The following is a 21,288-nucleotide window of genomic DNA, read 5'->3' as shown; positions in this document are numbered from 1 at the left end:
CGCGGGCGCCCCGGCCTCACGGCCAACCCGCGCACGGCGCCCCGGCCTCACCGGGGCGCCGTGATCCGTGCCCACGCCTCCGGCAGCACGGCCTGCCCCGTCACGAACTCGCTCCACCGGCCGGCCCCGAGCCTTTCGCGGGCCGGGCCGGTCAGGGGCGTGAAGGGGCCCCGGAGCACGAGGCGCTGCGCGCCTTCTGGCCGCTCGCCGGCAGGGCGCACACCGCCCGTCAAGGCCGCCACGCTGACGCTCATACCACTTATGTCCCTCTTTCCGGCGAAGGCGCGTGTCGCTGTCAGTGACGAGGGGGATCTCCATTGCATGCGGTCCGTGACGGCCGTACCCCCAGGCGGCGCACGCCGGGAACCCAACCCCACAGCACGAGGAGATTCGCCATGCCCGAAATCCGTTCTGTCGAGCACACGGCACCGTCCGCCCTGCCCCAGCAGACGCTTCACATCCCCACCGACCGGAACGTGTGGATCGACCACCTGGCCAGCTCGCTGCACCTCAAAGCGGGTCCGTCGAGAGCAGGCGGTGCACCGACGCTCAGTGGTCCGCGCAGCACGGTGTCGGGGAGGGGAACTCGAAAGGCACCAGGACGCCGCCCACCGCGGGCATCGCCTTCAGGACCAGCTCGCCCGCCTGCCACTGCGGCCTGACGTGGTCCTGGGTGGCGAGGCGGGTCTCCGGGGGCGGCGGGGCCGGGGAGCCCAGCACCTGCACCGCGTCGATGGCGGAGCGGGACAGAATCTCCGCGATCGTCAGGGTGCCGGTCAGCTCGCCCGCGCCCGGGAACAGGACCGCCCGGCCCGCCCCGTCGGGAGCCCCGTCCGTCACCTCGTAGCCCCGGTCCCCCAGTTGCTCGCGCACCGCCCCGAGCACGTCCGAGGCGGCCGACAACGACACCGCCACCCGCGGGCGTTCGTCCCTGATCAGGTGGGTGCAGCCGAACGTGTCGACGGGCAGGTCCAGTTCCGCGGCCAGCGTCCGCAGCAGGTGGTCGGCCGGCCCGAGGTCCTTCAGGTTCCCCGGGTCGACCGTCACGGTGAAACGGGTCACGACGGCAGGACCCACACCGGGTTGGAGTAGAACCACAGGTCGCGCCACGGGTCGGCGTCGCCGACGACGTCGAGGAGCGGGCCGTTGGGGTCGACGGCCGCCCCGTTCGGGCCGACGCCGTTGCGGTTGCCGTCGGTGCCGCGCAGCCGCAGGTACACCGGACGGTCCACGCGACCGAGGTCGAAGGTGAGGCGGACGGTGCCGGTCGCCTTGTTGACCTCGTACGACTGGACGACCCTCGCCGTCGGCGCGGTGAACGTGTCCGGGTCGGACACCGGGCCGGTGACGTCGCCCTGGATGACGTCGACGCGGGCCAGCGACGGCAGGAACCCGGCGAAGTTCGGCCCGCCGGCCAGCGCCACGTCGGCCGTCAGCTTGACGTGCGTGCCCTTCTTGACGTGCAGCGCGCCGCCGAGGGTGGCCCAGCGGCTGCCGCCCGAGACCCGCACGTCGAGGCCGCTGATCAGCTGGCCGTGGTCCACCCAGATGCGGCCGGCGCGGATGCCGTCCATGACGGCGGCGTAGGAGAAGCCGTCGGCGCCGACGTGGGTACGGCTGTAGTAGCCGGGCCAGTAGTCGCCCTGCGTGATGTCGATCTTGCCGCCGTAGACCGGGTCCTCGTACCGGCCGTTGGCGTTGAAGTCGCCGCCGGGGCCGCGCACCGCGGTGTCGGCGTAGACCTGGTGGGAGTCGGAGTTGGCGGTGATCCACCACGCCTTGCCCTCGGCGAGGAGGCTGTCCCACAGGCCGCCGACCGTGGCGGTCATCCAGTCGAAGCCGCCCCAGGTGCGGTAGCTCTCCGGCGGGTAGCCGGCGAAGGAGTTGGCGCTCGGGTTGTTGTCGTAGATGCCGCGCGCCCGGCCGGGGCCCAGCGGCGCGGGCAGGCCGGCGGCCTGGTGGCCCGGCGCGCCCTCGAAGCCGACGGCGATCTGGTGGCTCGCGGGCGTCGCGTCGCGCCAGGCACGGATCTCGTGCGGGGAGTCGACGCCGCGGCGCGCCGGGTGGTTGGCGAGCATCAGCGCGTCCTTGACCTTCCGGCGGCGCACCTGCTCGCCGAGGAACGCCAGACCGGCGACGGCGAGGGCCTCGTTGGCCGGCGTCGAGTCGGAGGCGCCCCTGACGCTGCCGTCGTAGTCCGTCTCGAACTGCTTGAGGACCGACACCTCGTTCTTGCCGGGGTGCACGAACACCGTGCCGTGCTCGGCGGCCGGGATGTTCCACTCCAGGCCCTGGAAGACCAGCGTGTCCTCGTACGCGGCGCGCGCTTCCTGGATGTCCGGGTTGACCTTCTCCACGCCGATCCTGGCGTGCGTGGCGCTGCCGTGGTCGGTGATGACCAGCCAGTCCATGCCGTACATCGCGCCCTGGCGGACCTGGTCCACGACCCGGTACTTGCCGTCGCTGCTGTACTGGGTGTGGATGTGGTGGTCGCCGGCCAGCCACAGGAAGCCGTTGCTGCGCCGGCCGCCCGCGGCGGGGGCGGCAGCGGCGGGCGCGGCGCCCGCGAGCACGCCGCCCGCGGCCAGGCCCGCTCCCAGCAGGCCGGCGCGGCGCAGCAGCGAGCGGCGGGACTGCTGCTCGGGGGTCAGGGCCTCGTCCGGCACCGAGGTGTCGAAGGCGGCGGGCAGCGCCTTCTGCTCGTGGTCGTGGTCGTGGCTGTGACCGTGACCGTGGTGGTGATGGTGCCCGTGACCGGGACCGTGGCTGTGACCCATGGTGTGCCTCCTGATGCCGCTGCCGACCGCGGCCGCTCTCCGTGACGCTGCTGCGTCGCGTGAGGAGGATCAAGGCAGAAGATGAAAAATGAACGACTCAGGGGTGAGCGTCAGGCGGCGCCGACACGGCCGCTCGTCACATCGTCCACAGTTTTCCCAACCCGCCTTGTATGGAGCCTCAGTTGACACAGCTGATCGGCGCGGTGAGCCGCGGCTGCGCCCGTACGACCTTGTGCGCCGCGCCCGGCCGGGTCTCGGCTCCCCACTTCTCCGCCGCCGCCAGCAGCAGCCCGCGCCCGCCTCGCCGTGCGGGCAGTCCGCCAGGGCCGCCGGCCGCTCGGCCCGGGCGTCCGGCGCCTCCACCCGCCACAGGTCCCCGGCCGCCCGCAGCCGTACGCGGAAGTCCGCCCCCGTACCGCGCCGTGCCGCACGGCGTTGCCGGCCGGCTCGCCGACGGCGAGCGTCACGGCGTCGTTGACGTCGTTCCCGTAGCCGTACCGGCCATGACCGCCGGCCTCAAGGCATTCGGCGCCGTCCACAAGGCCCTCCCCGCCAGCTCGTGGACAAGGCGGAGGAGGTCCTGGGCGCAGCCGGAGAAGACGAGCAGTGCGCTCCACCGCGCCATGCGAAACTGCGCTCACAGGCTCTCCGCCCGGACGAGTCCCGGAGCCTGCTGAAGCGCACGCGAGGAGCATCATGAGTGAAGCGACACGGTTCGAGAGCAGCCGCAGCGGCGGAAAGTGAGCTGCGTCACATCCTGTCACGAGCCGCCTACAGCCGGTGTCTTGAGGTCGAACCCCTGGAAAAACAGGAGGCACCATGACTGAGAACACCGAAGTCGTCGTGATCGGTGGTGGATACGCCGGCGTGACGGCCGCCAACCGGCTGATGCAGCGCGACGACGTGACCGTGACGCTCGTCAACCCGCGCCCCGCCTTCGTGGAGCGGATCCGTCTGCACCAGCGGGTGGGCGGGTCCCACGACGCGACGGTGGACTACCGGGAGGTCCTGAGCGAGGACGTCCGGCTGGTGGTCGACACCGTCACCGGGATCGACAGGGCGGGGCGCACCGTCACGCTGGCGAGCGGCGGCACGCTTCGCTACGACTATCTCATCTACGCGGCCGGAAGCGGCAGTTCGGTGGACCGGGTGCCCGGGGCGGCCGAGTTCGCCCGTCCGCTGACGTCCCTGGAAGAGGCCGACCGGCTGCGGCCGGTGCTGGACGCCGCGGCGCCGACGGCCCCGGTGACGGTCGTGGGGGCGGGCCCGAGCGGTATCGAGATCGCCGCCGAGCTGGCGGAGCAGGGCCGTGCCGTGACGCTGGTCTGCGGCGGGGTGCTCGGCCCCTATCTGCACCCGAAGGCCCGCAGTGCGGTGGCGGGCCGGCTGGCCGACCTCGGGGTGACCGTCCTCGAGGGCACCGACGCCAGGGTGACGGCGGTGTCGCGGGAGGCCGTACGGCTCGCCGACGGGCGTGAGGTGGCGAGCGCGGTGACGATCTGGGCCGCCGGGTTCAGCGTGCCGGACCTGGCCGCCCGCAGCGGGCTGAGCACCGACTCGGTGGGCCGGCTGCGCACGGACGAGACGCTGACGAGCGTGGACGACGAGCGCGTCCTCGCGGCCGGGGACTGCGCGGCGCCGTCGGACCGGCCGCTGCGGATGAGCTGCCAGGCCGCGGGTCCGCTGGGCGCGCAGGCCGCCGACACGGTGCTCAGCCGCCTCGCCGGCGAGGAGCCGGCCACCATCACCGTCGGCTTCACCGGTCAGTGCCTGAGCCTGGGCCGCAAGGCCGGCATCTTCCAGTTCGCCCACAAGGACGACACCCCGAAGGGGTTCTACCTGGACGGCTGGACGGGGGCGCGGCTCAAGGAGTTCGTGTGCAAGGTGACCGTCAAGCAGATGGTGGAAGAGGCGCGCAAGCCCGGTTCGCACACCTGGGCCAAGAACGAGAAACGGCGGCAGCTGGCGACGGCCGGCTCCGAACGGACGGCCTAGCCCCGGCGTTGGCGGCCGGTCCGGACGCCCGGCGGGACACCGGCGTCCGGACCGGCGGCGTGAGATGAGGAGTCGAGACGTGAGCGACAGCGACGACCGCACCACCGACCCGGCGACCGATGCCTTCGTCGCCCACCGCAATCTGCTGTTCACCGTGGCCTACGAGATGCTCGGCTCGGCGGCCGACGCCGAGGACGTCCTTCAGGAGACCTGGCTGCGCTGGGTCGAGGTCGACCTGGAGCAGGTGCGGGACCGGCGGGCGTATCTGGTCCGGATCACGACCCGGCAGGCGCTCAACCGGCTGCGCACGGTGCGCCGCCGGCGGGAGGCGTACGTCGGCTCGTGGCTGCCCGAGCCGATGCTGACGGCGCCGGACGTGGCGCAGGACGCGGAGCTGACGGAGAACGTGTCGATGGCGCTGATGCTCGTGCTGGAGACGCTGTCGCCGACGGAGCGGGCCGTGTTCGTCCTGCGCGAGGCGTTCGGCCTGGACTACGACGAGATCGCGGCGGCCGTGGACAAGACTCCGGCGGCCGTCCGGCAGATCGCCCACCGGGCCCGCCGGCACGTCGACGCCCGCCGCCCGCGCCGGCCGGCCTCCCCGGCCCAGACCCGGGCGGCGCTGGACTCGTTCCGGCGCGCGTTGGAGACGGGCGACCTGCAAGGGGTGCTCGACGTGCTCGCCCCGCACGTCGTGCTCGTCGGCGACGGCGGCGGGGTCAAGCTCGCGGCGCTGCACCCGGTGGCGGGAGCGGAGAAGGTGAGCCGTTACGTCATGGGCGTGACGGGCAAGGCCGCGGACCGGCTCCGCATCGTGCCGACCATGGTCAACGGCAATCCGGCGCTGCTGATGCTGATCGACGACGAGATCGACGGCGTCCTCGCCCTCCGTGTGGAGGACTCCCTGATCAGCGGCCTGTACTTCGTCCGCGACCCGGCCAAGCTGTCCCACGTGGAGTCGGAGACGCCGCTCACTCTGCGCTGACGGTCCAGAGCCCGTCCCGCGACGGCGCGAACCGGAACCGGCGAAGCCCGCCGCCGCTCCACCGCACCACCAGCCGCACCCCGTCCTCCACGTCGACCGAGACCAGGTCGCCGAGGGGGGCGGGGTCCTCCTGCGCCGTGAGCCGGGCCAGGACGACGAACAGCCCCGGCGCCTCACCGACGGTCCCGGTCAGCCGGGTGTCCAACCCGGCCACGGGCGCGACCTCCGCCCGCGGTCCGCCTTCCCGCACCGGCGCCTCCCACCCGGTGACCCGCACCCGCGTCCCGGCGGCGGCCCCGTCGACCAGGTGCGCCCGCACCTCGACCGCGCCCTCGGCGACGACGAGGTTCGTCACCCGCACGCCGCCGTCGCCCACGGTGTGCCGGGAGGCGGCCCACCCCTCCCCCACGCCCAGCGGCACGATCCCGGTCCGGCTCGCGTCGCCGCCGACGATCACGCTGTTGTCGTACGACGACGAGGGCCACGTCGCCGTCGAGTAGGCGAGGCGTGTGTAGAACGGGTCGTAGCGGACGTCCTCGCTGCCGTGGTTGTGCAGGCGGACCAGGCCGTCGGAACGGGTGGACTGCAGCAGCCAGTTGGGCGGTCCGACGGGCGTCACCGCGTCGGCGCGCTCGACCGGGGCGGGTTCCTCCGTGGCCGTCCACACCGCGTGGTCGGGCGGCAGCAGCAGGCCCAGGAAACCCTTGCCGGCCCAGTAGGGCGACGCCGGGCCCGAGTAGCCCTGGAGCACCGAGGCGTCGGGGCCGTGCCAGCCGAGGGTGAGCAGGCCGCGCTCGTCCACCGCGCCCCGCTCCAGGAAGTGGCGCAGCGCGCCGGACGCCAGCCGCCGGGTCTCGCCCGGTGCGAGGGGGGTGTGGCCGGTGAGCGCGCCCAGCCACAGCGGGGCGGTCGTGGCGAAGCGGTAGGTGAGGGAGCGGCCCTGGCGCACCGGGCCGCCGTCGCCGCCGAACAGCCGCGCGTAGTCGGCGAGATGGGCCGACAGCCGGGCGCCGTAGAGGTCGAGCAGCCGGGCGTCCTTCGCCAGCCAGGCGTGGAGCACCGGATACAGGTGCATCGCCCAGCCGTTGTAGTAGTCGAAGGCGCGGTTCGCCCCGTCGGAGTACCAGCCGTCGCCGACGTACCACTCCTCGATGCGGGCGAGACCGCGCTCCACCGCCGCCCGGGAGGCCCGCGTCGCGCAACCGACCTCGGCGAGAAAGTCGCCGACCGTGACGGGGAACAACTCCCAATTGCAGGGCCAGGGTTCGGCGGTCAGCGTGTCGGCGAGCCAGTCCGCCGCCCGTTGCCGCACGGAGTCGTCCAGTCGGTCCCAGAGCAGATCCCGGGTCAGTCGCAGGGCCAGGGCGATGGACGCGGCCTCCACCATCGGCTGCCCGCGATCGGTGACACGGGGCCAGACACCCGCCGTACCGGCGGCCAGCCCGGCGGCGTAGCGCTCCAGAACCTTCCCGTCCCGCCGGAAGGCCGCCGGGAGCAGCGTGCGGGCGTACCCCTCCAGCCCGTCGGAGAGCCGCCCCGACCAGCTGACCCGGTCGCCGGGAAGGTGATAAAGGGCGAAGTCCTCGGTGGCGTAGGGCTCCACGGCGGCGAGCAGCGCGTCGGCCGCCGCCTCCCAGTGGGCGCGGGTGTAACCGGTGTACGGACTGTGCGCACGGTCGTCCGCGGGCAACTGCATCGTTTCCTCGCTCCTGCCGAACGAATCGGACCCGGAGCGCCCCTCCTCCGCCCGGCACGCCCCAGCCGTACTCATCCCACCCACCGCGCCCCCGTAAGCACCGCGCCACCGGCCGGCCCATATCGGCACGCCGCTCCCACAGGAGATTGTGGACTGGTAGGAGACGATGCGGTCGCGGAGAAGTGGCGGCGGCGATGGAGTCCGGCGACGAGCGGACCGCCTCGGACGTCGGGGCGCAGTGGCGTGCTCGGTGCGGCGTACCTTGCCGGCCCAGCCGGCCGCCGCCGCCGAACTTCGGGGGTCGCGCAAGCAGTTGGCGACCGATCGGGGGGAATCGGCAAGTGGCCGATGTCCGCAGTGCGATCAACGGGGGCGTGCAGCACGGCCCGGTGATTCAGGCCGGCAACGTGGGCTCGCTCAACGGGGCGACGGCCGGAACGCCGAGCGAAGCGAACCTGGGACGCCCCGGTTCCGGTCGGGGCGCCCCAGGCGTTCTCATCCCACCCTGACCTTGCCCTCCGGCACCAGACCCTGGACGACGAGTTCGTCGCGGACCAGGCCGGCGTACACGGTCGCGCCGTGGACGGACGTGTGGGTGTTGTCACGCTTCTCGTTGTGGAGATACAGCGCCTTGGACGCCTCCGGGCCGAGCGACTCGACCAGGGCCTTGGTCTTCGCGGTCAGGTCGATCAACGGGACGCCCCGCTCGGCGGCGACCGAGCGGACGACGGCCGGGTGGTCGACGCCGAGGCCGTTGACCAGGAGCGCGGTGCCGTTGTCCAGGGTGCCGTCGGCGTTGAACCAGCGTCGCACGACGGGGGTGACGAGGACGGGCTCGCCCCCGCGGGCGCTGATCCTGTCGACCAGCGTTTCGAGGTTGGCCCGGTAGGTGGGCCCGTCGGTGGTCTTGTCGTTGTGGGCGAGTTGGACGAGGACCAGGTCGCCGGGGTGGATGCGGGGTTCGACGGTCGCCCAGAGCCTCGGGTCCTGGAGGTAGCTGACGGTGCTCTCACCGGAGTCGGCGTGGTTGGCGACGGACAGGCCCTTGCGCAGGAACTGCGGCAGTTCCTGGCCCCAGCCGGCGTAGGGGGCGACGGCCTGGTCGCAGACGGTGGAGTCGCCGACGAGGAGGATCTGCCGGGCGTGCCGGGCGGGGGTGACGCTGATGGCGGCGAGCGCGGGGGCGTCTCCGCCGAGGACCAGGTCGAGTCCCGGGGCGCCGTCCGCCTGGGTCGGCTCGCCCTCGGGCACGCGGACGTCCACGGTGAAGCTGCGGGCGACCCGCTCCCCGGCCGGGACGGCGGTCTCGGGGAGCAGGGCGCGCCGCGCCTCGCCGTGCACGGCCGTGCTGGACGGGGCGTCACCGCCGAGCAGCACGCGCACCTCGTAGACGCCGGGCGGGACGTCGAAGTCGCAGGCCGTGGCCGTGCAGTTCTCGATGCCGAGCGGGGTCACGCGCTCCTGCCGGGCGTGGGCGGGCACGGCGGACAGGGCGCTGCCCAGCGTGGCCGCCACCAGCACGGCGACAGCGCTGCGACGGTGGGTGCGTCTGGTGCGGGACGTCATTCACGGCTCCTCGGGCCCGACGGCATGACCTGGCGCGGTGGACCGTACCGCGCGGGGGCAAGCGCTTTCTAGACTGCGGGCCGGATCAGTCTCCGCGGATCGACTCCCGCGGATCCCACAGATCGCGCGATCAACTCCCCCGTGCCCACTGCTGGTTGGTTCCTCCGTTGCAGGCGTGGGTGATGACCGCGGCGGAGTCCGCGGTGGATCCGCCGTTCACGTCGAGGCATTCGCCGGTGGCGCGGGAGCGCACGGTGACGTACGACCCCGAAGTCGTGAGCTGCCACTGCTGGTCGGCGGCGGAGGCGTCGCAGTTCTCCTGCGTGACGGTGCCGGCGTTCTCCCGCACGCACAGCGAACTGCCCCGCGCGACCAGTTGGTGGTAGCCGCCGGCGAGGGGCTTGAACCAGAACCTCTGGTTGGCGCCGCCGTTGCAGGCGTACTGCTTGATCTGCGCGCCCGCCCACAGCGACTGGCTCGTCACGTCGGCGCACTTGCCGGAGTGCCGTGCGGTCAGCGTGCTGTACGTCGCCGAGACCCCGGTCACGGTCCCGGCGGCGGTGTCGATCGTCACCTCGGGAGTCCAGGACATCGACATGCTGGTGGACGTCGGGAAGGTCAACGGCAGCCACACGTAGCGGGAGTCGTTGACGGTCCCGCCGAAGGAGTTGCCCCAGCGGTCGCCCAGGTAAAGGTAGGACGTTCCTGAACTCCCCTGCACGGGTAGGACATACGTCGTCTGGGAGCCGTAGGCCGTGGAGTCGCCGACGTTCGTCATGGCGCTCCACGGCCCTCCGAGGCTGGTGGCGGTGGCGTAGCGCTGCTGGTTGGGGCTCCAGCCGGTCGCACCCGACGTCAGCATGAAGTAGACGCCGCCCCGCTTGAACAACGCGGGCGCCTCGCGGTGTCCGCCCGGCCACGGGTTGGCGACCAGGCTCGCGACGCCGGTGTAGTCGGCGGTGAGCCGGTAGATGTGCAGGTCGTAGTTCTCGCGGGCGGCGGAGACCATGTATCCGGCGCCGTCGGCGTCGGTGAAGACCGTGATGTCCCGCGACATGTGGCCGAGCGGGCGGAAGCTGCCCCGCCAGGCGTAGGCGCCGTCGACCGTGTCGGAGACGGCGACCGCGGCACGCGCCTCGCCGTAGTCGGAGCCGTTCTCCTTGTGCATCCACATCACGAACTTGCCGGTGGACGCGTTGTACATGACCTTCGGCCGCTCGATGTTGGCGACCGCCAGCTCGGAGTGGCTGGACTGGGTCAGGACGCGGTTGCGGAACTCCCAGTTCCTCAGGTCCGTCGAGCGGTAGGCGTCGACCGAGCGGAAGGTGTTGTCGGCGTTGCGGTGCTCGCCGAACCAGTAGTAGTACGCGCCGACCTTGAGGACGCCGCCACCGTGGGCGTGCACCGGGCTTCCCGAAGTCGTCGTGAACTGGACGCCGTTGGGCACGGTCTGGGGCGCGGCACTCGCGGGGCCGGCCGTGGCCAGCACTCCGGTCAGGCAGAGGGCGAGGGCGAACAGTACTGCGCGGGCACGGGTCATCGAGCGTTCCCTTCTCCCGTGTCGGCCACCGGGACGCCGGGCCGCGGGCGTGATGTCCGGCCGGGCGGGGGCCACGGGGTGGCGGTTGGGGTCGTGCAGGGCGTGCAGGGTCGTGCAGCGGTGCGCCGTCGGTCCGCTGGTGCGGACGGGGCGTGGTGCGCGAGGACGCCTGTGCCGCGTCGCGTGCCGCCTGCGGCAGGCGCGGTGCGATGCGGTGCGATGCGGCACAGGAGGATGATTCGAAATTTCGGACAGGACCTGCCATCCCGAACGCCGAAAAGGTATGGGCGTGGAACGAGGAGGTCAACGGTTCGGAAGGAAGCGAGGCGTCGCCGGCCATTCGCACACGCCGCCCATTGCCGCAGGGTGCGGCAGGTCACGCGCACCCCAGGCACGCGACAGGCCGGCGCCCCTGCCACCGAAGCGGGTGACACGGGACACCGGCCGACGGAAGCCCTGCAGAGAGGGGCAGCACCGCGGGCCCGGCGTACCGTGCGTGGCGCCGGCCCCCTTCTGACGCCGCCCTCCCCGGCAGAGCCCCGTGCCCCGGGAAGGGCGGCCATCCGAACCGACCTGCCCCCTGCTGCTGCAGCCAGATTTGAACATGTTCAAATCTGGGATAGGTTGGCCGCACAAGGAGGGCAGTGCTGATGAAGATCGTGATCCCCGGGGGCACCGGGCAAGTGGGCACGGTGCTGAACCGCGCGCTGAGCGCGGCCGGGCACGAGGTCGTGGTGCTGACCAGACGGCCGGGAGCGCCGGACGAGGTGTACTGGGACGGCAGGACCCCGGGGCCCTGGGTCGACGCAGTCGAGGGCAGCGACGTCGTGATCAACCTGGCCGGCCGCAGTGTGAGCTGTCGCTACACCCGCGCCAATCTCCAAGCCATGATGGACTCGCGGGTGCTGTCCACCCGGATCGTGGGCGAGGTGATCGGTGCCGCCGCGCGCCCTCCGCGGGTCTGGCTCCAGATGAGCACCGCCACCCTTTACGCCCATCGCTTCGACGCCCCCAACGACGAGACCACCGGCCTGATCGGCGGAACGGAACCCGGCGTACCGGGCTACTGGTCCTACAGCGTCGACATCGCCAAGGCTTGGGAGCAGGAGCAGGAACGGGCCGCCACTCCGCACACCCGCAAGGTGGCCCTGCGCACCGCAATGGTGATGAGCCCCGACCGGGGCGGCGTCTTCGACGTCATGTCGTGGCTGGCCCGAGTCGGCCTGGGCGGGCCCGTCGCAGGCGGTGCGCAGTACGTGTCATGGATTCACGACCACGACTTCGTTCGCGCGGTCGAGTTTCTGATCAGCCGGGACGACCTCGCCGGCCCGGTGAACCTGGCGGCCCCCCATCCGGTTCCGCAACGCGTCTTCATGCGTGACCTGCGCAGGGCCTGGAGCATGCCCGTGGGTCTGCCCGCGACGCGCTGGATGGCCGAGCTGGGCGCCTTCGCGCTCCGCTCGGACACGGAACTCCTGCTCAAGAGCCGACGGGTGGACCCCGGCCGACTGCTCGACGCCGGCTTCGACTTCGCCCACCCGCACTGGCCGGAGGCCGCCGTCGACCTGGCGCGCCGCCGCCGGGGCCGATCGCGCCCATAGAGGCGACGGCGCAGCCGACAGGCCGGGACAGAACCAAGCGTCTGCAGTATTTGCACACGCCGTCTATTGCGGAAGCGGTTATCTTCGATACGCTACTACCTGGCTGTCCGACGTCCGCGTACCGGACGTGTGTCGACGCACCATCGGAGTGACCTGTGAGCGTGAGTGCCCTTTTCCAGCCGTACACCCTGCGGTCGGTGACCTTCCCGAACCGCGTGTGGATGCCCCCGATGTGCCAGTACTCGGCCGCCCCCGACGGGCTCGCCCGGGGCGTGGCCACGGACTGGCACTTCCAGCACTACGGCGCCCGGGCGGCGGGCGGCACCGGGCTGATCATCGTGGAGGCGACCGGGGTGTCCCCGGAGGGCCGGATCTCCCCCCACGACCTCGGCCTGTGGAACGAGACCCAGGCGGGCGGCCTGCGCCGGATCACCGACTTCCTCAAGAGCCAGGGCACCGTCCCGGGCATCCAGCTCGGCCACGCCGGGCGGAAGGCGTCGACCAGCCAGCCGTGGAAGGGCGACGTCCCGGTCGGCCCGGAGGAGCACGGCTGGCAGCCCGTCGGCCCGAGCCCGGAGCCGTACCCGGGGCTGAAGGTCCCGCACGAACTGACCGTCGAGGAGATCCGCGGCATCGTCGCCCAGTGGCGCGCCTCCGCACGCCTCGCCCTCGCCGCCGGCTTCCAGGTGATCGAGATCCACGGCGCCCACGGCTACCTGATCGGCAACTTCCTCTCCCCGCACAGCAACCGCCGCACCGACGCCTACGGCGGCGGCTTCGACAACCGCATCCGCCTCGCCGTGGAGATCGTGGACGCCGTGCGCGAGGTCTGGCCGGACGAACTCCCGCTGTTCTTCCGGCTGTCGGCGACCGAGTGGCTGGACGGGAACGGCTGGACCCCCGACGAGTCCGTCGCCCTCGCCCGCGTCCTCACCGAGCACGGCGTGGACCTGATGGACGTCTCCACCGGCGGCAACGCGGCCGGCGTCGCCATCCCCGTCGGCCCCGGCTACCAGGTGCCGTTCGCCGCCCGCATCCGGCGCGAGACGGACATGCCGGTGGCGGCTGTCGGCGACATCACCGACCCTGGGCACGCGGAGAAGATCCTCGCCGCCGGCGACGCGGACGCGATCCTGATCGGCCGTCAGCTGCTGCGCGAGCCCACGTGGGCCCGGCGTGCCGCCCGCGAACTCGGCGCCGAGGTACGGATTCCCCCGCAGTACGGCTGGCGCCCCTGAGCCGGGCGCACCGGCCCCTCGCCGGCGACGCCCCGCCCCTCCGCCTCAGTCGAACGTCACCGGCCCCCGTGGCGTGTCCACCGTGAAGCTCATGCCCACCGGGCCGCGCGCCAGGGCGAGTTCGGTGTCCAGGGCGGCCAGCAGCGGGCGGATGCCGTCGGGGTCGGGGGCGGTCGCGGACACCGACAGCAGCGGCGTGACCGGCAGGCCGGAGTCGGTGGGGTGGGGCGAGGAACCCCAGTCGATGAGGAACGGCACCAGGCCCGAGGGGTGCGCCGCGCCGCCGTTCGTCAGCCGCCACCGCAGCAGGGCGCCGTCCGGGGTGCGCCGGCTCATCGGCTCCGCGTCCCCGGGGTCGTAGCCCCGCGCCCGCGCCGCCGCCACCGCCGCGTCGAGGTCGGGCGGGCTGATCGCCCAGGTCACGGTGCGCGGCGCGGGCAGCAGGCCCACGCCGAACGGGCGCGGACCCTCCGGGTCGGTCTGCTCCGGGTCCGGGCCGATGATCTCCAGGTAGGCCGTCCCGCCCAGCCCGACCAGATGGTTGCGCGTGCCCAGCCCGACGTGCGTGCCCCCGAGGGCCGGCCGCACTCCCGTACGGCGGGTGAAGTCGGCGACCGTGGCCGCCAGGTCGGGGGTCGCGAGGACGAGGTGGTCGAGATGTGCGGGAATCGTGTCCATCCCCGCCGAGGCTACGCACTGCGCCGCCCACTGTGGAACAGCTGTGCGACAGGATGGCCGCATGACGCGTCTTTCCCTGCGCCGCCTGCTGCCGCCGCCGCTGCTGCTGCTCGCCGCGCCCCTGCTGCTCGCCGGCTGCGGCAGCGAGACGGCGGACCCGGCCGGCCCCGCCGAGATCGCCGCCCGCGCCGACCCGATGGGCATCGCGCCCGAGCACGTCTACGTGATCGAGGCGGACGGCTTCGACGTCGCCGAACAGTCCGTGGGCGTCTCCGGCGACGACGGCTTCTCCGCCCACTACGTCTCTCAGGGCACCGGCGGACAACTCCACCTGCGCGTCGACCGAGGCGCCTTGACGGACGCCGACTGCGCCGAACAGCCCGTGGCCGGCACGTCCGGCACGACCCGGTGCACGCGCGACGGCGACGCCTGGTACCGCGCCACGGGCGACCGGCGCGAGTACGCCGTGCCGAAGGACGGACACGTCGTCCACGTCACCGGCGGCCCCGACGTCCCCCGCGACGTCCTGCGCGAGGCCGCCCTCGGCGCCCGCCGCCCCTCCCCCGCCGAACTCGACGAACTCTTCTCCGACGCCCCCGACTTCGACGGCAGCCCGGTCGAACGCGGCGACCTCCCCACGGTGGGCGACGGCGCCCCGGACAACGAGCCGGGCGTCGGCGGCTGAGGCAGGGACCGGGGCCGGGGCATCGGCAGCCGAGCGGAGGGGCCGGGCGGCCGGCGGCTGAGGCTGGGGCCGGAGGATCTAAGGTCGGGAGCCATGGCACCCCGACTTCTCGTCTTCACCCGTACCACCGGCTACCGCCACGACTCCATCCCCGACGGCGTGGCCGCCCTGCGCGGGCTCGGCGCGTTCCACGTCGAGCACAGCGAGGACCCGACCGCCCTGGAGGGCCCGCTCGACGGCTACGCGGCCGTGGTCTTCCTCTCCACCAGCGGCGACGTCCTGACCGACGCCGGCCGGCAGCGGCTCGCGACCTACGTCGAGTCCGGCGGCGGCTTCGCCGGCGTGCACGCGGCGGCCGACACCGAGTACGGCTGGCCGTACTACCGCGACCTGCTCGGCGCCCGCTTCACCCGTCACCCCGCGTACCAGCCGGGCCGGGCCGTGATCGAGGACCGCGACCACCCGGCGACCCGCCATCTGCCGCCCGTCTGGGAGTTCACCGACGAGTGGTACGACTTCGACGCCAGCCCGCGCGGCAGCGTGCACGTCCTGGCGTCCGCCGACGAGTCCTCGTACGAGGGCGGCGGCATGGGCGAGGACCACCCCCTGGTCTGGTGCCGCGAACAGGGCGCCGGCCGCGTCTTCTACACCGCCCTCGGCCACGCCCCCGCGGCCTACGCCGACCCCGCCTTCCGGGCCCACCTGCTGGGCGGCATCACCTGGGCGACGGGCGCCTGACGTGCGGCGGCGGCGCCCCTACCGCGACGGCGGCGGCGCCGTGCTCGCCCGTTCCACCACACGGGTCGACAGCTCGGTGCGCGTGCTCTCCGGGCAGTGGCCGTCCATCATGCGGACCAGCAGCCGCAGGGCCGTCGCCGCCATCTCGCCCAGCGGCCGGCGGACCGTCGTCAGCGCCGGGGTCGCCCAGCGGGCCTCGGGCAGGTCGTCGAAGCCGACCACGCTGACGTCGTCCGGGATGCGCAGGCCCCGCTCGGCCACGGCCTCGTACACGCCCGGCGCCATCGCGTCCGAGCAGACGAACACGGCGGTCGGCGGCGCGGCCAGATCGAGGAGCGCGCGCATGCGCTGCCGGGCCGTCGCCTCGTCGAAGCCGCCGTTCACGACGTACTCGGGACGCTCCTCCAGGCCCGCCGAGGCCAGCGCCGAACGGTAGCCCGCCAGCCGCGCGCCGCCGCACACCGAGCGCCGCCGCCCGGTGATCACCGCGATGCGCTCGTGGCCCAGGCCGATCAGATGCTCCGTCGCGCTCACCCCGCCCTGCCAGTCGGCCGTGCCCACCGAGATCACGCCGGGCGGCGGTTCCTGGACCGGGTCGATCAGCACGAACGGGATCTGCTGCTGCGTCAGCCACGCGTACTGCGACTCCGCCCGCTCGGCCGGGCCGAACAGCACCCCCGCCGAGCCGCGCGCGGTCAGCCTGTCCAGCCAGCCCCGCCGCGGCAGCCCGGCCCGCCCCCGATCGCCGACGGCCGACACGACGACGTCGAGACCGGCCTCGTACGCCTCCTCCTCCACGCCCCGCAGCACCGCGCCCGACGAGGCGCTGTCCAGGGAGTGCAGCACCAGGTCCACCAGCGCCGGAGTGCGCGCGGTGTCGAACCGGGGCCTGCGGACGTAACCGAGCCGGTCCAGCGCCTCGGTGACCCGGCGTCGCGTCTCCGGGGCCACGTCCTGGCGGCCGTTGACCACCTTGGACGCGGTCGGCACGGACACGCCGGCCTCCCGTGCCACCACCGCGAGCGTCGGCCCGGCCGTCAGCCCCGCGTTAGCCGTACGGCCCATCGGACCACACCACCCCTCCGGCCCGCCCGAGGGCCCGTAGAAAGCGCTTCCTGTCGACAGCGGTTTTCTACAGTAGGCGGACGGCCGGTGGACGTGAAGACTCAGGCGACCCGGACCAGGTCCGCGTGCCGCACCTCGTGGGCGAGCGGCAGGCCCGCGGCCAGCCGCTCCAGTTCCTCCACGACCGTGCGGCCGAGCCGCTCCAGCTCGTTGCCGAGCGAGCCCGCGACGTGCGGGGTGAGGAAGACGTTGGGGAGGCCGTAGAGCGGCGAGCCGGCGGGCAGCGGCTCGGGGTCGGTGACGTCGAGGATCGCGCTCAGCCGCCCGGAGACCAGTTCGTCGGTGAGGGCCGGCTGGTCGATGAGCGCGCCCCGCGAGGTGTTGACGACGACGCCGCCGTCCCGGACCAGCGCGAGCCGCGCGCGGTCGAGCAGGTGGCGCGTCCCGGGGAGGGCGGGGGCGTGCAGGGTGACGATGTCGCTCTGCCGCAGCAGGTCCTCCAGGGACACCGGCCGGGCGCCGAGCGCGGCGGCCCCGGCGGCGTCCACGTACGGGTCGTGCAGCAGGACCTCGAAGTCGTGCGGCCGCAGCAGTTCGAGGAGCCGGCGGCCGACGCGCGAGGCGCCGACGACACCGACCCGCCGGCCGAAGTTGCCGGTCGCGGCGGACTCGGCGGGGACCGGGAGAGCGTGCGTGGCGCGGTAGCGCTCGCGGTGGGCGAAGACGTCCTTCCCGGCGAGCAGGATCATCCCGAGGGTGTACTCGGCGACCGGCAGCGCGTTGGCCTCGACCGCGCTGGACACGGCGATCCCCCGCTGCCAGACCGCCTCGCCGGCCAGGTGGCGCACGGACCCGGCGGCGTGCAGGACCGCACGCAGCGCCGGCGCCGCGGCCAGCACGCCGTCGTCCAGGCGCGGGCAGCCCCAGCCGGTGATCAGCACCTCCGCCCCGGCCAGCGTGTCCGCGGCGGCCGGGTCGGCGACGTCCTGGACCACGACGCCGGGGTCGATCTCGGCCGTCCGCCGCAGCCGTGCCATGAGACGCTCGGGGAAGAGCCCCGGCAGATGGACCGGGTCCATCGCGAAGACGGCTCTGGGCGGCGGCGCACTGGGCATTGCTCTCCTCTGACCGTGCGGAAGCGATGGGCAGGCGATGTGCAGGCGTGCGCGAGCGGTGGACAAGCGGCGCACAAGCGTTTTCTACGCGCCTTCACCGTAGGTTCGCCGCGGACCGCCGGTCAATCGCCGTACCGTCGCGATGGTTTCGGGGCCCACCCGGCAGCACCCGCCGATCAGCCGAGCCCCGGCGGCGCGCCAGCACTCGACCAGGGCGGGCGTGAAGGTCCCGGCCCCGTCCCAGGCCCGGGCGCCGGCGTCCCATCTCTCCCCGCTGTTGGGGTAGACGACGACCGGCTTGCCGCCGCCGACCCGCGCGGCGATGCGCACGGCCCGCTCCGCGTCCTGGGGCGCGCAGCAGTTGACGCCGACCGCGATCACGTCGTCGGCGCCGGCGGCCAGGGCGAACGCCTCCTCCAGCGGCTGCCCGGCACGGGTGCGGTCGCCCGCGATGGTGTACGACAGCCAGGCCGGCGTGCCGAGCCCGCGCACCGCCCGCAGCAGGGCCCTCGCCTCGTCGGTGTCCGGAACCGTCTCCAGCGCCAGCACGTCCGGCCCGGCGGAGGCGAGCACCTCCAGCCGGGGCCGGTGGAAGCGCTCCAGTTCGTCCACGGTGAGGCCGTAGCGGCCGCGGTACTCGGAGCCGTCCGCGAGCATGGCGCCGTAGGGTCCGGCGGAGGCGGCCGTCCACAGCGGGCGGCCGATCCCCTCGGCGTGCGCCCGGCCGGCGGCCTCGCGCGCCAAGTCGACGCTGAGCCGCATGAGTTCTGCGGCCCGCCGCCGGTCGATGCCGCGCCGGGCGAACCCTTCGAACGTGGCCTGGTAGCTCGCGGTGATCGCGACGTCCGCCCCGGCGCGGAAGTAGGCGAGATGTGCCTCGGCGACCGCCTCGGGCCGCTCGGCGAGCAGCCGCGCCGACCACAGGGCGTCGCTCAGGTCGTGCCCGGCGGACTCCAGTTGGTTGGACATGCCGCCGTCGAGGACGAGGGGGGCGCCGGCGGCGAGGGCGCCGGCGAAGGTCGTACCGGTCATGGCACGACGCTAGTGCTCCTCGGCGTCAGCTTCACGGGCGTGCCCTGCGCCGCCGGCCCGTCCGCGGTCGCGGATCCGGAGTCGCCGGCGGGATTGGAGCCGTAGCCGAAGGTGGTCGCCCCGATGGGGGTGCCCGCCCGCCCCCGGCCGCCCTCGAAGGGGCGGAACTCGCAGGCGATGACGGGCCGGGGTGCGGCGGCGCCCTCGGCCTCGGCGCGGCGCACGCTGATCCTGCTCATCATCCACAGCAGATAGGCCACGGTCAGGGCGAGCAGCATGTGCAGCGCGCCCCACAGCACCGCGGACGGCGTCGGCAGGCCGCCCGCGGTGTGCATCTTGTTGGCGGCCAGCCGCACCACGGTCCGCACCAGCGACCACAGCACCAGCCCGACGCCGATGATCGGCAGCAGCAGGAAGAGCATCTGCAGGACGGACGCGGCGATGCCGAGCGGTGAGGCCGCGGAGCCGATCAGCCCGCCGGCCGTGTCCCAGGCCTGCACGAGCATGTCCGGCAGCCGCAGCACCACGACGCCCAGCTGGAGCACGAGCGCGGGCAGGACGAGCAGCACCCAGAGGGTGACGACGGTCTGCGGCCACGGTTTCAGCTCACGCAGCCTCGGCTCCGGGGGGCGGCGCAGGATCTTGTGCCGCAGGATGGGGCCGATGTACTTGAACAGGTCGGGGATGCCGACCAGGTCCGACATGATGTAGTACCCGTCGAACCGGAGCGTCGGCAGCAGCTGCTGCACCACTTCCAGGTTGATCAGCAGGATCGCGGCGAGCAGGACCGGCGTCGGATGCTGCGCGTAGACGGCGGTGAGGCCGAGGATGAACAGGCCGTTGAAGTAGACGCCGCCGAGGTCGGTGCGCAGCCGTCCGGCCCGGCCGAGCCGGTAGGAGTTGGTGACGTCGGTGTAGAAGGCGGGCCAGACGACGTAGATGCCGCAGCCCATCGCGCCGGGGCGCACCTTGCCGTAGCGGCAGGCGGAGGCGTGGCCGATCTCGTGGAAGGCGGCGGACAGCAGGGTGAGTCCGACGGTGACCAGGACGCCGACGGGCTCGGCCATCACGCCGATCATCGCGCCGCCGGTGTCCTGGGTGGTGAACAGCCAGGTCTCGGCGGCCAGCAGCGCGGCGAGCACGGGGATCACGGCGGCGGGATGGAACAGCCAGGCGAACAGCCCGGCGATCACCCAGGTCGTCTGCTCGGAGACGAGGGCGGCACGGGTGCGCAGGCCGAGCACCGCGTGCTCCGACTTGGTGACCACGGGTGCGGTGCCGTCGCTGCGGGTGGTGATGCCGAGCGGGGCGAGCTTCTCGTCCAGCAGGTAGGCGATGTGCTCGGCGGCGAAACCCCGTCCGGTGGCCTTGGACATGGCCTCGGCGACCCGTCCGAGGAGCGCCTCGGCGGTGTCCACGGTGCCGCTGTGGCGGTGGAGTTCCTTGACCGTGCGGTAGAGCAGGTCGGGGAGGTGGATGACCTGGCCGTCGCGGCGCTGGACCATGTGCGGGGGCTTGCGGTAGCCCGAGCCCGCGTACTCGCCGACGAGTTCGGTGCCGTCGGCGAGGGCCGGCAGGTTCTCCCGGACAGAAGGGGAAGGCATGCGGATCTCCCGGTGAGACGACGGGGCCCGGCACACCCTGCCGGGCCCCTCGTCGCGGTGGAGCGGTCAGCTGGTGGTGACCGCGGCCGGCACGCAGGTCACGCTCGAACTCGGGTTGTTGGAACCGAGTCCCAGCGAGCCCAGCAGGCCGGGGGTGCCGTGCGTACGCTCGGCCTGGCAGGCGAAGGCGACCGTCGAGTTGCCGTCGCCGTTGCCGCCCTGCGGGAAGTCGTAGTGATACGTCGTGGAGCTGTTGTCGATCGTGATCAGCGACAGCATGTTCCGCGGCGGAAGGAACTCCCCAGCGAGCACATTGAGTTCGTGGTAACCGATCTCGTCCATGGCTTCCTTCCTCGGGTTACCCTCATACCGGCTCTGCGCCCGTTACGTGCCGTTCGTTTCCTGCCGGCACTCACGGTCGGGACGCGGAAACCCGAACGGCCGGGGATGGCGATTTCCGTGGTGGCGGAAACGCCATCCCCAGCCGCAGACAGGGGGTGTACGACTAGAACACCGCGACCTGGCTCGGCATGCAGGTCATGCTCTGGCTCGGGTTGTTGGAGCCCAGGCCCAGCGAGCCCAGCAGACCCGGCGTGCCGTCCGTCTCCTGGACGTGGCAGGCCGAGCTGCTGATGCCGTTCTGGTCACCGCCGTGACCACCACCGGCGACGGCAGCAGCAGACGACGAGGAGCCGCCCTCGGAGCCGCCGCCACCCCAGTTGTTGAAGGGAACGACGGTGGACAGCACGGCACGCTCGGGCAGCATCTCGCCGGCGAGAACGTCGAGCTCCTCGAAGCTGATCTTCGACATGTGAGATTTTTCCTTTCTGTTTCCTGCACTCCCGGCTCGCAACCCCGACCGAGCCGGTGTCCATCACGGTGTGGACACACAGGTAACCGCGGGGGCTGCCCGCCGGAAACGGAGCATCACGCTTTCCGGCAATGTTCCGGGCAAATGGGTGCAGTCGTCCGC

General features: G+C 73.1%; 18 protein-coding genes. 6 read left to right on the top strand and 12 right to left on the bottom strand.

Annotated elements, in window-relative coordinates; genetic code table 11:
- Positions 1-549: 549 nt before the first annotated feature.
- Positions 550-1,062, bottom strand: coding sequence for a hypothetical protein (locus tag ABZY13_RS20485; protein ID WP_356632669.1), 513 nt, complete (start codon positions 1,060-1,062; stop codon positions 550-552).
- Positions 1,059-2,777, bottom strand: coding sequence for a PHP domain-containing protein (locus ABZY13_RS20480; protein ID WP_356632667.1), 1,719 nt, complete (start codon positions 2,775-2,777; stop codon positions 1,059-1,061). The genes ABZY13_RS20485 and ABZY13_RS20480 overlap by 4 nt, the downstream gene beginning before the upstream one ends.
- An 819-nt stretch (positions 2,778-3,596) precedes the next feature.
- On the opposite strand from ABZY13_RS20480, the gene ABZY13_RS20475 reads away from it, so the two are divergent.
- Together ABZY13_RS20475 and ABZY13_RS20470 are read left to right on the top strand one after the other, a co-directional pair.
- Positions 3,597-4,772, top strand: a complete 1,176-nt coding sequence (locus ABZY13_RS20475) for an FAD-dependent oxidoreductase (RefSeq protein ID WP_356632665.1) — start codon at positions 3,597-3,599, stop codon at positions 4,770-4,772.
- 64 nt (positions 4,773-4,836) lie between these two features.
- Positions 4,837-5,757 (top strand): RNA polymerase sigma-70 factor, encoded by a 921-nt coding sequence (locus ABZY13_RS20470; protein WP_356632663.1) that lies wholly within the window; start codon positions 4,837-4,839, stop codon positions 5,755-5,757.
- On the opposite strand, the gene ABZY13_RS20465 is transcribed toward ABZY13_RS20470, so the two are convergent.
- From ABZY13_RS20465 to ABZY13_RS20455, 3 genes are all read right to left on the bottom strand, one after another.
- A complete protein-coding gene (locus ABZY13_RS20465; protein ID WP_356632661.1) occupies positions 5,744-7,453 on the bottom strand; it encodes a DUF2264 domain-containing protein in 1,710 nt (569 codons plus the stop codon). The genes ABZY13_RS20470 and ABZY13_RS20465 overlap by 14 nt on opposite strands.
- Positions 7,454-7,948: 495 nt before the next feature.
- Entirely contained in the window at positions 7,949-9,019 is a 1,071-nt protein-coding gene (locus ABZY13_RS20460; protein ID WP_356632659.1) for a rhamnogalacturonan acetylesterase, read from the bottom strand.
- A 130-nt stretch (positions 9,020-9,149) separates the two neighbouring features.
- Positions 9,150-10,559, bottom strand: a complete 1,410-nt coding sequence (locus ABZY13_RS20455) for an RICIN domain-containing protein (RefSeq protein ID WP_356632657.1) — start codon at positions 10,557-10,559, stop codon at positions 9,150-9,152.
- 650 nt (positions 10,560-11,209) lie between these two features.
- On the opposite strand from ABZY13_RS20455, the gene ABZY13_RS20450 reads away from it, so the two are divergent.
- Positions 11,210-12,160, top strand: a complete 951-nt coding sequence (locus ABZY13_RS20450; protein ID WP_356632655.1) for a TIGR01777 family oxidoreductase — start codon at positions 11,210-11,212, stop codon at positions 12,158-12,160.
- A gap of 161 nt (positions 12,161-12,321) precedes the next feature.
- On the top strand, positions 12,322-13,398 hold the full coding sequence (locus ABZY13_RS20445) for an NADH:flavin oxidoreductase/NADH oxidase (protein WP_356632653.1): 1,077 nt from the start codon (positions 12,322-12,324) through the stop codon (positions 13,396-13,398).
- Positions 13,399-13,443: 45 nt separating this feature from the next.
- On the opposite strand, the gene ABZY13_RS20440 is transcribed toward ABZY13_RS20445, so the two are convergent.
- Positions 13,444-14,076, bottom strand: coding sequence for a VOC family protein (locus ABZY13_RS20440; protein ID WP_356632651.1), 633 nt, complete (start codon positions 14,074-14,076; stop codon positions 13,444-13,446).
- A 61-nt stretch (positions 14,077-14,137) separates the two neighbouring features.
- Here ABZY13_RS20440 and ABZY13_RS20435 point away from each other — a divergent pair, with 61 nt between their 5' ends.
- Positions 14,138-14,761, top strand: a complete 624-nt coding sequence (locus ABZY13_RS20435; RefSeq protein WP_356632649.1) for a hypothetical protein — start codon at positions 14,138-14,140, stop codon at positions 14,759-14,761.
- Positions 14,762-14,854: 93 nt separating this feature from the next.
- Positions 14,855-15,499, top strand: coding sequence for a ThuA domain-containing protein (locus ABZY13_RS20430; protein WP_356632647.1), 645 nt, complete (start codon positions 14,855-14,857; stop codon positions 15,497-15,499).
- An 18-nt stretch (positions 15,500-15,517) separates the two neighbouring features.
- On the opposite strand, the gene ABZY13_RS20425 is transcribed toward ABZY13_RS20430, so the two are convergent.
- From ABZY13_RS20425 to ABZY13_RS20400, 6 genes are all read right to left on the bottom strand, one after another.
- Positions 15,518-16,564: a LacI family DNA-binding transcriptional regulator gene (locus tag ABZY13_RS20425; RefSeq protein WP_356632645.1), complete on the bottom strand. Its 1,047-nt coding sequence runs from the start codon at positions 16,562-16,564 to the stop codon at positions 15,518-15,520.
- A gap of 101 nt (positions 16,565-16,665) precedes the next feature.
- Positions 16,666-17,679, bottom strand: a complete 1,014-nt coding sequence (locus tag ABZY13_RS20420) for a hydroxyacid dehydrogenase (protein WP_356632643.1) — start codon at positions 17,677-17,679, stop codon at positions 16,666-16,668.
- Positions 17,680-17,763: 84 nt separating this feature from the next.
- Positions 17,764-18,711 carry a homocysteine S-methyltransferase gene (gene mmuM / locus ABZY13_RS20415; RefSeq protein ID WP_356632641.1) on the bottom strand — a complete coding sequence of 316 codons (948 nt, stop codon included), beginning with the start codon at positions 18,709-18,711 and terminating at the stop codon, positions 17,764-17,766.
- Positions 18,708-20,315, bottom strand: a complete 1,608-nt coding sequence (locus ABZY13_RS20410; protein ID WP_356632639.1) for a hypothetical protein — start codon at positions 20,313-20,315, stop codon at positions 18,708-18,710. Before ABZY13_RS20410 ends, mmuM begins: the two co-directional genes overlap by 4 nt.
- Before the next feature lie 66 nt (positions 20,316-20,381).
- On the bottom strand, positions 20,382-20,657 hold the full coding sequence (locus ABZY13_RS20405; protein ID WP_356632637.1) for a hypothetical protein: 276 nt from the start codon (positions 20,655-20,657) through the stop codon (positions 20,382-20,384).
- 163 nt (positions 20,658-20,820) lie between these two features.
- Positions 20,821-21,126 (bottom strand): hypothetical protein, encoded by a 306-nt coding sequence (locus tag ABZY13_RS20400; protein WP_356632635.1) that lies wholly within the window; start codon positions 21,124-21,126, stop codon positions 20,821-20,823.
- Positions 21,127-21,288: the final 162 nt, after the last annotated feature.

The sequence above is a fragment of the Streptomyces sp. NPDC006610 genome (assembly GCF_040611575.1).
GTDB lineage: Bacteria > Actinomycetota > Actinomycetes > Streptomycetales > Streptomycetaceae > Streptomyces.
Note: the sequence above shows the minus strand (reverse complement) of the source record. Positions and strands in the feature narration are given on the sequence as shown.